The sequence below is a fragment of the Bacteroides ovatus genome (assembly GCF_001314995.1).
GTDB classification, from domain to species: Bacteria; Bacteroidota; Bacteroidia; order Bacteroidales; family Bacteroidaceae; genus Bacteroides; species Bacteroides ovatus.
Genome location: NZ_CP012938.1, coordinates 2,981,275 through 2,996,323, shown reverse-complemented (window position 1 = coordinate 2,996,323; position 15,049 = coordinate 2,981,275). Strand labels below are relative to the sequence as shown.

Below are 15,049 nucleotides of genomic sequence, written 5' to 3'. Positions count from 1 at the left end.
CATATAAATAGGAACTTCCTTCATTTAAGATTTAAGTATATTTGTCTGTATCAAATCCTTTTAAATGAGAAGAAATCTCTAATTTTGTGGCACAACTATTAATACATTGAATAATACTATCATGAAAAAACTCACATCTATCTTTTTATTGCTCTTGTTTGTATGGACGGTACAAGCGCAAACTGCTCGTGAAGAGATCCGTGCAAACCGGTATTTATCCGCTAATAATTATTATGCATATCCCACGCCTACTGCCAAGCAGACAGCTGCTCCTAAGGGGTACGAACCTTTTTATATCAGTACATATATGCGTCATGGTTCACGGTATTTGATTGATCCGAATGATTATCGTTTCCCCAAGCAAACTTTATTAAAAGCCGATTCTTTAAACAAACTTACTGCAACAGGTAAAAACACACTGGATATTGTTTTGCGCATGGCTGATATGGCGGAAGGTCGTCTTGGTGAACTGACTTCGGTGGGAGCACGCCAACACAGAGGAATTGCAAAGCGTATGTATACTAATTTCCCACAAATATTTGCGGATGGAACAGAAGTGGATGCCCGTTCCACAGTTGTCATCCGGTGTATATTATCCATGACATCCGAGTGTCTCCAATTGCAGGCGATAAATCCTAATCTATGTATCAAGAATGATGCAAGTTACCATGATATGTATTACATGAATCCTCCTGCTAAGGATTTGAGTAAAATAGCTAGTTCCGATAAAGTGAAAAAGGTTCAGAAAGATTTTGAGGCTACCCATGTACGTCCGGAACGGTTGATGAAAACATTGTTTACAGACGAAGCGTATGTCAAAGCAAACGTTGATGAAGCGCGCCTGATGAGACGTCTTTTTGATTTGGCTTGTAATATGCAGAGTCATGATACAGATATGCAGCTATATTCTCTTTTCACGGATGAAGAGTGTTATGATCTATGGAGCTGTAACAACTTATATTGGTATCTGACACACGCTTGTTCTCCTGTAACGGATGGTTTGATGCCCTATCGGGAAGCCGACTTGTTACGTAATATTTTAGATAGGGCAGATGCTGCTTTGAAAGAAGGTAAAAAGCAGGCCACTTTAAGATTTGGCCATGAGTCTTGTCTGTTACCGTTGGTCGCTTTATTGGAACTGAATCATTATGGTGAATCTTACCCTGATGTAGAAAAGTTATCCGAACAATGGAGAGCGTATGATATTTTCCCGATGGCTAGTAACGTGCAATTCGTCTTTTTTCATAAAAAAGGAAGTAACGATGTATTGGTAAAAGTATTACTTAATGAAAAGGAAACTAAACTACCGGTGAAAACAGACGTAGCTCCTTATTACCACTGGAAAGATGTAGAAAGCTACTATCGTGAAAAATTAGATAAATATCAGCATATATAATGCGGCATTAACTTAACATTATTATATTTACCATGAGAAGAAAAACCCCTTTTATGGCTGCAACTCTGGCAGCAGGCTTGTTTTTTTATTCTTCTTGTACTCCGGCTGAAAAGACGGATACAAAAGATTATACTCAATACGTTAATACCTTTATCGGTGGCGCAGACAACGGGCATACATTTCCCGGCGCATGTTATCCTTTCGGTATGATACAGACCAGTCCTGTGACGGGAGCAGTTGGTTGGCGCTACTGTTCTGAATATGTTTATGAGGATTCTCTGATTTGGGGATTTACTCAAACACATCTGAATGGAACGGGATGTATGGACTTAGGTGATATTTTGGTGATGCCGGTCACTGGCACACGTGCCCGTGCGTGGGATGCTTATCGTAGTCATTTCCCTAAAGATAAAGAAGCGGCTACTCCGGGATATTACACCGCAGAGCTCTCTGATCCACAGGTAAAAGCGGAACTGACTGCCTCTATCCATGCTGCCCTTCACCGCTATACTTATCACAAGGCTGATTCTGCCTCTATATTGATTGACTTGCAACATGGTCCTGCATGGAGAGAAGAACAATATCATTCACAAGTTAATAGTTGTGAAGTGAACTGGGAAGATGCTCAAACACTGACAGGGCATGTCAATAACACGGTATGGGTCAATCAGGATTATTTCTTTGTGATGAAATTCAATCGTCCGGTAGTCGATTCACTTTATCTTCCGATGGGCGAAACAGAAAAAGGAAAACGCATCATAGCCTCTTTTGACATGCAGCCGGGAGACGAGCTGATGATGAAAGTGGCTCTTTCCACCACCAGCATAGACGGGGCTAAAAAGAATCTGGAAGCAGAAATTCCTGCCTGGGATTTTGAAGGAGTGAGAACTGCCGCCCACAATGAATGGAATAACTATTTGAGCCGTATTGAAATAGAGGGTACCGATGATGAAAAGACAAATTTCTATACTTGTTTCTACCACGCATTGATTCAGCCTAATCAAATTTCGGACGTAGACGGTATGTATCGTAATGCTGCCGACTCTATAGTAAAGGCTGGAACGGGTGCTTTCTATTCTACGTTCTCTTTGTGGGATACTTACCGTGCCGCTCATCCGTTTTATACATTAGTGATTCCCGAACGTGTGGACGGTTTTGTGAATTCTCTCATCGAACAGGGTGAAGTGCAAGGCTTCCTGCCTATTTGGGGATTGTGGGGAAAAGAGAATTTCTGTATGATTGGTAATCACGGCGTATCAGTCATTGCCGAGGCTTATCGCAAAGGATTCCGTGGCTTTGACGCTGAACGTGCTTTCAATATAATAAAGAAGACGCAGACTGTATCTCATCCGTTGAAGTCTGATTGGGAGGTTTATACGAAATATGGTTATTTCCCGACAGATCTGATAAAAGCAGAATCTGTATCTTCCACTTTAGAATCTGTATATGATGATTATGCTGCTGCCGATATGGCACGTCGTATGGGTAAAGAGGAAGATGCCGCTTACTTCGCGAAACGTGCTGACTATTATAAGAATCTTTTCGATCCGGAGACGAAGTTCATGCGTCCGCGCAAAGCTGACGGAACTTGGAAAGCTCCGTTTAACCCAAGTGCGTTGGCACATTCTGAAAGTGTCGGTGGAGATTATACGGAAGGAAATGCATGGCAATATACTTGGCATGTACAACATGATGTTCCAGGATTAATCCAGTTGTTTGGGGGAGAAAAACCTTTCTTGAATAAATTAGACTCATTGTTTACGGTTAAGCTAGAAGGTGAAAGTTTAGCAGATGTTACTGGATTAATCGGGCAATATGCTCATGGAAATGAGCCAAGCCATCATGTGACTTATTTGTATGCACTGGCTGGTCGTCCGGAACGTACACAGGAATTGGTTCGTGAAATATTTGATACTCAATACAAAAACAAACCCGACGGACTTTGCGGAAATGATGATTGCGGACAGATGTCTGCCTGGTATATGCTTAGTGCGATGGGATTTTATCCGGTAGATCCGGTAAGTGCGGAATATGTATTCGGTGCTCCACAGTTGCCGAAGATGACCTTGGATCTGGCCGATGGCAAGACTTTCACGATTATTGCGGAGAATTTGTCGAAAGAACATAAATATGTAGATAGTATTACATTGAATGGCGAACCATATACGAAGAAAACAATCTCGCATGAGGATATTGTAAAAGGAGGAACGCTGGTATACAAGATGAAGTAATAAATTCGTTTCTGTACTGTTATGGGACTAATGACTTTAATTAATAGTGGTTGGGATCATAACTTATAGTAGAGAAGAAAAAAAGATACTGCAAGAATAAATTGTACGACACCCGGGTCTCATGCTGCTTGACACCCGGGTGTCAGCATGTTCAACACCCGGGTGTCGGTGTGCATGAGACCCGGGTGTCGTACAACTTAATACTACCAAATGAAATTAATTTGAAGCCATACGATTAAGTTTGTACTAATACAAACTTATTTCCCTACAATCCTACTCACCTCTATACGCTGCTTTTCAAACTTCTCATTATTGCTGTTGCGGTTACTAACCTCTTTACAGCGAATAGGTGCACTCATTTCAAGCAAGCGCAAAATCTCATTTAAAGATTCACCTTCAAAAGTCGCTTTATAGGAATACTTTCCTAATTCGGCGTCTTTCAGAATAAATTCCACGTTATAAGTCTGTCCCAAACGTTTGAATACATATTCCAGCGGGTCATCTCTAAAAATGAGTATTCCATCTTTCCATGAGCACCATTTATAAGTGTTGGTCTTATTGACGTTATATAAAGAAGTGGCTAGATTATAGTCAATTTTCTCTCCCGGTGAAAGGGAAATCGTCTTTTTCTGGTCAAGAGTAACTGCGACCTTTCCTTTTACTAACGTCACTGCTGCTACATGATCCGGAGCGTATGCGTTCACATTGAATGCAGTGCCGGTAGCTTCTACAGTTAGTTGTTTTGTTTTTACGATGAAGGGATGCTCTTTATCGGATTCTACTTCAAAATAGGCTTCACCCTGCATTGAAACAACTCTTTGCTTATCATTGAATTGAGTCGGATACTTTAAAGAACTTCCGGCATTTAGCCAAACCTTAGAACCGTCAGGCAGATTAACTACCGACCAAGTGCCATAAGGAGTGAATAGCTCCTGATAAGTCTCTGCAATTTGAGAAGCGGGTTTAAAATAAAGATAAGCAGATAATATCAGTAAAGGAAGAAGTAAGATAGCTGCCACTTGCTGCCAATAGTGTAGGAAGGACAACTTAGGACGAACGGAAACCGGCTGGTTTGGATGGAGAATCTGCTCCATTACTTTTCTGTGCGCACTGTTCACATCTATCTCTTCCGGATTAAAAGCCGGGTGACTGACTTCCCACACATTCTTTTGTGATAGAAAACTCCTATAGTTTTCGGGAGTAGCCGATATCCAATCATCCAGTACCTTTATTTCTTCTGGTGTAGCCTCTTTCGAGAGATATCTGGAGATTATAATCTCTATGTCTGAATCTTTATTTATCATAATGCATTTTACCTTATATATAATAGACGTTTCAGAAAGAAAATCCCACATTCATTAGTGGAAAAGAAATAAAAAAAGTAGTAAATAAAAATCTTTTAATAAGATGCGGAGCTGCTTCAATGCTTTGCTGATACGTACTTCTACCGTTCTGACAGAGATATTCAGGCGATTGGCTATTTCCTGATATTTAATGTTTTCTAATCGGCTCATCTCGAACACTTCTCTTTCTTGAGGAGGTAATTGTTCCAATGCATTTTTAAGTTGTCGGCATAAATCAGAATACAGTATGTAGTTTTCTGTCGTATCTATATCTATAGAATCCGATTTAAGTTCGTAAGCAATGTGTTCATCTATAATCCTGCGATGGCGTAATTCGTCCAGACAGTAATTTCTGACCGCTTTCAGTAAATATGATTTTAGTGAGTTCTCAATTACCAATGATTTCCGGTCATTCCATAGTTTGAGAAAGATATTTTGCACAATATCTTCACAGGTAGATTTCTCCGGGATGTAAGTACCGCCAAACAATACCAAATCTTTATAATAAATATGGAATAGTCGGGTAAAAGCCTGTTTATCATCCTGTTTTAGTGCTATTACCAGAAAACGGTCGTCGGAAGTCTGTTGTTGGATATTCGGCATAGTATTGTAGTAAAGGTTCTATTGTCGGGGGTAAAAATAGAAAGATTATTTGGGATAAACGATAGTTTGAAGAAAAAATAATGCAGATGAAAAAATAATGCGATATCCAATGTGGCTTTTATTTTTAGAAACGTCTTATTGATAGAAACGAGAGAAAAACACATTTATTAACCTTTAAATAATACAAGCCATGAGAAAGACATAATCAGTGAATTCAGCTTCCGACAACTGATAAAAAAAAAGGAAGGTCTGACTCACCTTCCTTTCCAAAGATTCAGTTATTCGTTAATCAACTTATTTGTAGAACCAATAACCAAACATGTAAAGGTATGAAACTTATTTCAATTAGAAAAATGAAAAAGAGAATTAATGTACCTGCGAATGTAAAAATGGGGAGAATCTGTGCTATATGGTTGTTTTGTATAGCTTTGCAAGCTATCAGTATACCTATCCTGGCACAATCCGCCAAAATTACATTGCGACTGAAAAATGTGACTGTAGAGGAGGTCTTGACTAGTATCGAAAATCAGACAGAATATCGTTTCTTATACAACAAAGATATTGTTGATGTAAGCCGTATCGTAAGTATTTCTGTGAAAAATGAATTGATGACTCTGGTACTGGATAGACTTTTTAAAGGCGAAGGAGTATCTTATACGATTGAAAAACGTCAGATTGTATTAAACAAAGTTTCATCTCGGGCACAGGATAACAAACAGCCGGTCAAGGTGACAGGCAAAGTAGTGGATGAATCCGGCGAAGCTCTTCCGGGAGTGACTGTGATGATAGAAGGGGCTACTCAAGGAACGATTACCGGTATAGATGGCAATTACCAGTTGCAAGTTCCGGAAGGCTCGACACTGAAATTTACTTCAATAGGTTACACTACATATACGCAGAAAATTACCCGACCGATGACGTTGAATGTGACGATGAAAGAGGATTCAAAACAATTGGATGAAGTCGTTGTGGTAGGGTATGGAACGACCACCCGTAAGAATCTGACCACTTCCATTGCAACGGTAAAAACGGAAAAAATATCGCGAGCCGCAACAAGTAATATGTCACAGATGTTGCTTGGGCGGGCTGCCGGACTGGAAGCTACGTTGACAAGCCCGCAACCGGGTGGAGCAGTTGACCTTTCAATTCGTGGGGCAGGTACTCCTATCTTTATAGTGGATGGAGTAATGATGCCTTCCACTTCTTTAGAGGTTGGAAACGGAAATCAGGTTATGCCCAACTCTATCAATCGTTCGGGATTGGCCGGACTTAATCCTGCCGATATTGAATCTATCGAAGTGTTAAAGGATGCATCTGCCTCCATTTATGGAATTGGTGCAGCCAATGGGGTCGTATTGATCACTACAAAGAAAGGTACTGAAACTCGTCCCCAAATCACTTATGAAGGAAATTATTCTATCGTGAAAAACTATCCGTATCTGGAACCTTTGAGTGGGGAAGAATACATGAATGTTGCCAACATTTTCAATAAAGAAAACTATTTATTTACGAACGGTATGTATCCTTATGGTGATAAACCTTTTGATAATAAATGGGTACCTCAATTCTCACCTCAACAGATAGCTGCCGCTCAAACAACAGACTGGCTGGATTGTGTATTAAAGGATGGTAGCATCAATAATCATAATATCACAATTACGGGCGGTTCTAAACTGCTGAAATATTATCTGTCCGGAAATTACTACAAACAGGAAGGTACGGTAGAAAACTCCGCTATGGAACGTTATGCTCTTCGGACAAACATATCTTCACAATTGCTTCCATTTCTTAAGTTGACAGCAATTGTCAATGTAAATGAGAATGAATATACAAACTCAACTTCCGGTGGCGGTGGGGGTGGAAATGGGTATGATGCCATACAATCGGCTTTAACCTATCCTTCTTATTTACCGATCAGAGGTGAGGACGGAAAACCTACCTTATATTCAAATTACCCTAACCCGGCCGAAATGATAAAAGTTAGTGACCGGACTAAAACAAGCGGTTATTATCTAAATTTTGCTGCCGATGTGGATATAATCAAGGATATGTTGTCTTTCCGCTTGATGTATGGTATCAATAAGGAAAATGCTAACCGTAACTTGTATGTTCCTTCTGATATATATTTTATGGACATGTATAAATCAAGAGGGCATTTGGGATATGTTGAACGTAGAAACCAAACTATGGAAGGCACGTTGACTTTCAAAAAGCAGTTTGGAGATTTGTTACGTGTCGATGCCGTAGTCGGTATGGGAAGGTATACGAACGATTCAAATGGTCTTGAACTTGACTACGAACAGATTAACGATCACATTGCTGCTGATAAGGTGGAAGCTGCGGAAGGCGCTTTCTACCCGACTTCTTTCAGAGCAGCCGATGAACGTCGTTCTCAATTTGCCAGGGCAAGTGTGGATGTGCTCGACAGATATGTAGTTGCCGCTACTATTCGCCGCGATGGAACGGATAAGTTTTTCCCGGGAAAGAAATATGCCTATTTCCCTTCAGTATCATTGGCCTGGAAATTATCTAACGAGCCGTTTATGAAGCATATATCATGGATTGACCAGTTGAAGATTCGTGGTAGTTATGGACAGACAGGTAATGATAATCTGGGTAGTTCGCTTTATGGCACTTTCAGTCTGGCAGCCCAATATATCAAGTTTTCCAACAATTCAGTGACTTATGTACCCTATCTGCTTAGCGGTCCTGATTACCCGAATGTTACTTGGGAAAAGACTACCATGAAAAATATAGGTGTAGACTTTTCTGTTTTAAAAGATAGAATCTGGGGAAGTTTTGATATGTTCCGCAATGATGTAACCAACTTGCTGGGATATGACTCTGCCTCTCCGCTTAGTATGACATCTTCCGTCCCGATGAATTATGGACATTATGTACGTTACGGATGGGATGCGACTATTAACTCACTTAACTTTGAAATCCCCCGTGTGTTTAAGTGGACCTCACAATTGACCTTATCACATCATAATGCTGTTTGGAAAGAACGGATGCCCAATTATTATTATGAAGAATATCGAATCCGTAAGAACGAACCGGTGAATGCTTATTATTACTATGAAACGGAAGGCGTTATCAACATAGATAAAAGTAATATGCCCGAATCGCAAAAATCTTTGCCGGTAGATGCGCAACAGCCCGGTTATCCGATTATTAAGGATGCAAATGGGGATAATAAAATAACGATTGATGATGTAAAGATGCGGAATACACTTCCAAAAATTCACATAGGCTTTGGAAATACATTTGTATACAAAGATTTTGATCTGGATGTATTTATGTATGGACAATTCGGACGTACACGCTATAACTATGCATATCGTTGGGCACTTGTCGGAGATGTGTATTACACGAGTCCCAAGAATTCGAACAAATATGTATATACTATCTGGAATTCTCAAACCAATCAGAATGGAAACCGTCGTGGTATCGCTTCAACAAAGGCTGTCGCTTTGCCTGGTAACGTAGGTTTTGAGGAAGATTATCAGAATGCTTCGTTCGTACGTATCAGGAATATCACTTTAGGATACAACCTTTCAGGAAAGAAGCTGGGAAGAGTGGGTGATTATGTGAGTTCTATCAGAGTTTTTATCGACTGTCAGAATCCGTTTACTTTTACCAAGTTTGTAGGTGTCGATCCTGAAATAAAGACGGGGGGTGACGGCTCCAAAGCGGAGTATCCGATGACGAGAACATACTCCTTCGGAGCAAAAATATGTTTCTAAGAAAACCTGTAACGAAAGAAAAGATTGAAAATATGAATAAGAATAAATTATTTAAGGTGTTTGTCATGATTGCATTTATCATGTGCAGTTGTGAGGATAATTTTGATCCGAAGATGTATGGCACGTTGAATGTTTCTAATTATCCGGTGACTGAAGCCGAATACGAATCATTTATGATGACCTGCTATATGCCTTTTACGACAACATGGACCTATTGGATCGGTGCTGGAACAAGTGGTAATCAGCACGGTTGGTATATCCCTGCCGGAGGTGTACTGAAGTTCTTTGATTATCCGACAGATGAAATGGCTGTGTGGAATAATGGTTGGGGAGGCGGATACTACTTTCTTTCCAAAGCCGATTTCAGTCAGTGTGTCTATTATACGAGTGGTACGTTAAGTGATGAAAGGCCGAATCATTTTCCGAAAGTAAGTGAGATTTCCTACTTCACCAATGTGATTGGAACTTTGGAGAAGGCTTCTACCGAAGTGGTCTCCGAAGAGCGTAAAAGGGAGTTTATTGCCGAGGCCCGTCTTTGTCGGGGATTGATGATGTATTATTTATTGCATGTATATGGTCCTGTTCCTTTGATTGTCGATCCGGACGATCTGATTAATCCTTCAAAGCTGGAAAATCTGGTACGTCCGACATTACAGCAAATGACGGAGTGGATTATGGCTGATTTTGATTATGCTTATCAGTATATTGCAGATACACAGCCAGAACAGGGACGTTACAATAAAGACTATGCACGTGTATGCATCATGCGGCATTGCTTGAATGAAGGCTATTATATGTCTGGTTATTATCAGAAAGCAATTGATATGTATAATGAGTTGAAGGGGCGGTATAGTCTTTTCAAGAAAGGGGATAATCCTTATATTGAGCAATTTAAAAATGCCAATAACTTCAATTCGGAAGTGATTATGGCTGTCAGCTGTGATGAAACGGCGGACGGTACGAATAAGTCCGGTAACTTTAACCCGCTGATGATGCTCGCTACTCCCGATAATGCAGCCAGAGTGGACGATCAGGGAAATCCGACTCCTTTCTACTTGCAAGGGCAGGGATGGGGACAAACCTTCAACGTGTCTCCGAAATTTTGGGATACGTATGATCCTTTGGATAAACGTCGTGAAGTGATCCTTACCAAATATTATACGACTGCCGGAACTTGGATTGACCGGAATACAACCACATGGGACGGATTTATAATTAATAAATTCCCGGTTGAAACGGCCACGGCTTTTCAGGGGACTGATATACCGTTAGCCCGTTGGGCAGATGTATTGCTCATGTATGCGGAAGCCGAAGTACGTAAAAACAATGCAGCTCCGTCCGCTGATGCTATTGCTGCGGTCAATGAGGTGCGTAAGCGTGCCGGACTGGGAGATCTTCCGTCATCGGCAACAGCGAATGTTGAAGCCTTCCTAGATGCTTTACTTACGGAAAGAGGACATGAAATGTTGTATGAAGGGATGCGTAAAATAGATCTCATCCGTTTTAATCAGTATGCGCAACGTACAGCGAAGATCAAAGGAGTGGCTCCTACACATCAATATGTGCCTATTCCTAATTACGCGGTTCAACAAGCTTCGGAATCTTATGGAAAAGTGTTGGTACAGACATTTGAACGTGAGGGATGGAAAGCGGATCTTGCGGCAGCTCGCAATTAATGTCATCATTCATTATTGTTAAACTAGAGATCTTTAGAAAAATGAAAAAGATATATGTATTATTCATGTCGTCGTTATTGCTCCTTTCGTGTGCAAAAGATGATGTTAGTAAGCCAAGTGAATGGCCGGAGTGGCCTACACCTTCAAAACCTAAAATAGAAAATGCCGTATTGCGGGGCGTGAATGGTGAAACGGTTGTGGCGGCTGGTGATAAAGTGAAGTTCACCGCACAGATCAGTGATGAATATAATGATTTGGTTTCATTCCAATTATTAGTGACAATGGATGGGGCCGAAATCTTGAATTTGTCTAAAGGATTGAGTGGGCGTTCTACGGTTATTGAAGAGGAAGCTACTTTACCTTTTGTTGCCGGTTTCCAGAATGGACGTCCTGTGGTAACTATAAAGGCTGTAAACGATTTAGGTGGCAATGAATCGACCCTGACTTTGGATGAGGCCGCAAGTGTGGCGGTAACCCGTCCGGAAACACCTTCCAAATTATACCTTGTTGATGATTTGGGAAATGTGTATGAAATGGACAAGGAGAGTCAGAATGAAACGGATTATAGTTTCCGGACGAGTGCGGCGGATTTGGCAGGGATTGGCGACCATTTTAAAGTTGCCGAAAAGATAATAAACAATAAACCTGATTATTCCGGTTTGGTATGGGGATATTCAGACGATAAGATCGCGATTGTGACTGATGATGCAGCTACATCGATTCCGACTCCTAAGGTAGGGAGTTATACATTGGAGAATATCACTTTTGATATGTTGAGTTTTCTGACTGATAAGACTTTGACATACAGCATTGATATTGATAAGTCCCGCTTCTTTGATGTGGGAGGAGGATATGTCCAGTTGGATGTTCAGCTGGTGGAAAGTGCCAAGATTAATTTTATAGGTTTTGGTAGTGATGTCACTAACATGCTCCGGCCGGAATTCTTTAAAGATGTTTCAGGAAGCAAAGCAAAATTCGATGGTCCGTCGGTACTTTATAATTTGAAATATAATACATCAAACGGTTTTATGTATATGGAGCGGCCGCGGGATGTCTTTTATCCGGAAGTGATGTATATTGTTGGTACTGGAGTTGGATTCCCGCGTGAACCTTATGTGGCTACACTTGCTTGGGATTTCGCATATCCTCACCAATGGTTCTTCTTTAAGAAGGTAGGTGCAAGTGCTTTTGAAGCAGTTGTGTATATCGACCAGACTATGGGATTTAAGTTCTTTAGAGGATATGGTTGGGCACAAGAGGAGGACACGAAGAATCTGTATACGGTTGAACCTGCTAACCTGATTACGAGAAGTGCCCCTGGCGATCTGATTCCCGGTCCTGATTTTAAAGCCGGACTTTATACGATACATATTGATAAAGCCAAAGAAGTGATACGATTGACTCCTTATAATTAAGAGGGGGTCAAGATTAATAGTCTTTAATTTAATATTTAATAGAATTATGTATATATCAATGAAAACATATAGTAAGAAATTACTGGTCGCATTCTTTTTTTCAATGTTGCCAATGGTATTGATGTCCTGTTCGATGGACCCGGAGAAAGCCTCTTTTTCTATTTCCGGAAATTTGGAGAAGTTACAGATCGGTAATGACGGTTTTACGGAGGTTTATTCGATAAAGTCTAATACGGAATGGAAATTTGTAAACGAGACGGATCAGTCTTGGGTTACCATCTCACCGGCCAAAGGGAGTGGAAACGGAACTGTGACAATTACTGCAAATGCAAATACAGGAACCGGACGTACAGCTGTATTCCGTGTGGTGCCTAACGGAGTGAAGACACAGGAAATTGAGATCATGCAGGGTAATTCTTATATTCCTACAACTGATGGAGAGTTTCCGATTATAGCATGGACCGGAGTGGAAGCAGATAAGTCGCTGGAGAAATTCCCGGTGATGAAAGCATCCGGCATTAATATTTATCTGGGATGGTATGATGATTTGGAAACAACATTGAAGGTGCTTGACGCCGCACAGAAGACCGGAGTGAAAATGATAACTTCTTGTAAGGACCTCTTGTCTGTTGGTACTGCCGAAGAGGTCGTAAAAGCGATGATGAATCATCCGGCTTTGTATGCCTACCATTTGAAGGATGAACCGGAAGTGAATGATTTGCCGGGCTTGGGCGAATTGGTGAAGAAGATTAAAACCATCGACAGCCATCATCCTTGTTATATAAATTTATACCCCAATTGGGCATGGGGGAAAGAACTTTATTCTGAAAATATAAAGTCGTTTATAGAACAAGTTCCTGTTCCATTTATTTCGTTTGACAATTATCCTATTGTATCTATAAATGGTGCTCCCAGCATTGTCCGTCCGGACTGGTATCGGAATCTGGAAGAAATATCGGCTGCTGCTAAAGAGAATAATAAGCCGTTCTGGGCATTTGCACTTGCACTTTCCCACAAGCTTGATGAAACTCATTTTTATAAGATACCGACATTGCCCGAGTTGAGATTACAAGTCTTCAGTGATTTGGCTTATGGTGCGCAGGCAATCCAGTATTTTACCTATCGCGGACTTCAACATGACGAACCGACCGAAGTTTATAATTTGGTCAAGACTGTTAATCAGGAAGTACAACAACTTGCGGGTATATTCTTGGGAGCACAAGTAATTTCAGTATCTCATACCGGAAGTGAAATACCGGAAGGAACGACAGCTTTGGGAAGTCTGCCGACTCCTATAAAATCATTGACTACGAGTGATACCGGTGCTGTTGTCTCTTTCTTGGAGAAAGGTAGTAACCAATATCTTGTAGTTGTAAATAAAGACTTTCGTAATGTGATGAATCTGGCAATTGATGTGGATGGTTCTGTTAGCAGAGTGCTGAAGGATGGCTCAACTGTAAGTCCGGATGGTTCTACGATAGCGGTTGAACCGGGGGATATGGTTATATTTACATGGAGAAAATGAATAAAGGTTTCTAATTAGATAAAGTAAAATTCGATTATGAAAAAGATATTACTCTCATTTTTTATTAGCATTATGTTAATTGCCTGCAGTCAGAAAACAGTCTCTGTTCGTGAAGTCTGGACGAAAGAGCAGGCTAATGAATGGTATCAGCAATGGGGATGGCTTCGTGGGTGTGATTTTATTCCGAGCACGGCAATCAACCAATTGGAGATGTGGCAGGCTGATACTTTTGATCCGGTGACTATTGACCGTGAACTAGGCTGGGCAGAAGATATCGGAATGAACTGTATGCGTGTATATTTGCACCATCTAGTTTGGAAAACGGATAAGGAAGGTTTTAAGAAACGTATTAATGAATACCTTACTATTGCCGACAAGCATCATATCTCTACCATCTTCGTCTTCCTGGATGATTGCTGGAATCCTGTATATCAGGCTGGTAAACAGCCGGAACCACAGCCGGGAGTACACAATTCGGGATGGGCGCGTGATCCGGGAGATTTGTATTATAAAGGTGATCCGGCAGTGATACTTCCGGTCTTGGAGAATTATGTGAAAGACATTCTTACCACTTTTAAGGATGATAAGAGAATTGTGTTGTGGGATTTATATAATGAGCCCGGTGGTTCGGGCGGATATAGATACGGTGAAAGAAGTCTGCCGTTATTGCAGAATATATTTACGTGGGGACGAACAGTTAACCCGTCGCAACCCTTGTCGGCCGGAGTCTGGGATATGAGTTTGACTAATCTGAATAAGTTTCAGTTGGAAAACTCGGATGTGATAACCTATCATACGTATGAAGGTCTGGATTCGCATCAACGGCTCATTGACACATTGAAGCAATATGGCCGTCCGATGATTTGCACGGAATATATGGCACGTACTCAAAATAGTACTTTCCAAGATATTATGCCAATGCTAAAGAAAGAAAATATCGGTGCAATAAACTGGGGACTTGTAGCCGGAAAAACAAATACGATCTTTGCATGGGATACTCCGTTGCCTGATGTAACTGAACCTTCCTTGTGGTTTCATGATATTTTCCGTAGCGATGGGACACCTTATTCAACAGAAGAAGTGGAATGTATTCGTTCATTAACTAAATAATTCC

The 15,049-nt window shown here is 40.8% G+C and carries 9 protein-coding genes; 7 read left to right on the top strand and 2 right to left on the bottom strand.

Going from position 1 to position 15,049, the window contains the following annotated elements; all coding sequences use genetic code 11:
- Positions 1-121: 121 nt before the first annotated feature.
- Both Bovatus_RS11920 and Bovatus_RS11915 read left to right on the top strand, forming a co-directional pair.
- Positions 122-1,396 (top strand): histidine-type phosphatase, encoded by a 1,275-nt coding sequence (locus Bovatus_RS11920; RefSeq protein ID WP_004298945.1) that lies wholly within the window; start codon positions 122-124, stop codon positions 1,394-1,396.
- A 32-nt stretch (positions 1,397-1,428) separates the two neighbouring features.
- Positions 1,429-3,627: a GH92 family glycosyl hydrolase gene (locus Bovatus_RS11915; protein ID WP_004298947.1), complete on the top strand. Its 2,199-nt coding sequence runs from the start codon at positions 1,429-1,431 to the stop codon at positions 3,625-3,627.
- 257 nt (positions 3,628-3,884) lie between these two features.
- Here the strand turns inward: Bovatus_RS11915 and Bovatus_RS11910 are convergent, their stop codons facing one another.
- Together Bovatus_RS11910 and Bovatus_RS11905 are read right to left on the bottom strand one after the other, a co-directional pair.
- Positions 3,885-4,931 carry a FecR family protein gene (locus Bovatus_RS11910; protein WP_004323722.1) on the bottom strand — a complete coding sequence of 349 codons (1,047 nt, stop codon included), beginning with the start codon at positions 4,929-4,931 and terminating at the stop codon, positions 3,885-3,887.
- A 54-nt stretch (positions 4,932-4,985) separates the two neighbouring features.
- Positions 4,986-5,573 (bottom strand): RNA polymerase sigma-70 factor, encoded by a 588-nt coding sequence (locus Bovatus_RS11905; protein ID WP_004298951.1) that lies wholly within the window; start codon positions 5,571-5,573, stop codon positions 4,986-4,988.
- A gap of 329 nt (positions 5,574-5,902) precedes the next feature.
- Between Bovatus_RS11905 and Bovatus_RS11900 the strand changes: the two genes are divergently transcribed.
- The 5 genes from Bovatus_RS11900 to Bovatus_RS11880 are packed head-to-tail and all read left to right on the top strand — an operon-like array spanning position 5,903 to position 15,045.
- Positions 5,903-9,319 carry a SusC/RagA family TonB-linked outer membrane protein gene (locus tag Bovatus_RS11900; RefSeq protein ID WP_004298953.1) on the top strand — a complete coding sequence of 1,139 codons (3,417 nt, stop codon included), beginning with the start codon at positions 5,903-5,905 and terminating at the stop codon, positions 9,317-9,319.
- 32 nt (positions 9,320-9,351) lie between these two features.
- A complete protein-coding gene (locus Bovatus_RS11895; RefSeq protein WP_004323723.1) occupies positions 9,352-10,995 on the top strand; it encodes a RagB/SusD family nutrient uptake outer membrane protein in 1,644 nt (547 codons plus the stop codon).
- Positions 10,995-12,410, top strand: a complete 1,416-nt coding sequence (locus tag Bovatus_RS11890; RefSeq protein WP_004298958.1) for a DUF5125 domain-containing protein — start codon at positions 10,995-10,997, stop codon at positions 12,408-12,410. Before Bovatus_RS11895 ends, Bovatus_RS11890 begins: the two co-directional genes overlap by 1 nt.
- 46 nt (positions 12,411-12,456) lie before the next feature.
- Positions 12,457-13,935, top strand: coding sequence for a BACON domain-containing protein (locus Bovatus_RS11885; protein ID WP_004323724.1), 1,479 nt, complete (start codon positions 12,457-12,459; stop codon positions 13,933-13,935).
- Between the two features lie 36 nt (positions 13,936-13,971).
- Positions 13,972-15,045: a cellulase family glycosylhydrolase gene (locus Bovatus_RS11880; RefSeq protein ID WP_004323725.1), complete on the top strand. Its 1,074-nt coding sequence runs from the start codon at positions 13,972-13,974 to the stop codon at positions 15,043-15,045.
- Positions 15,046-15,049: the final 4 nt, after the last annotated feature.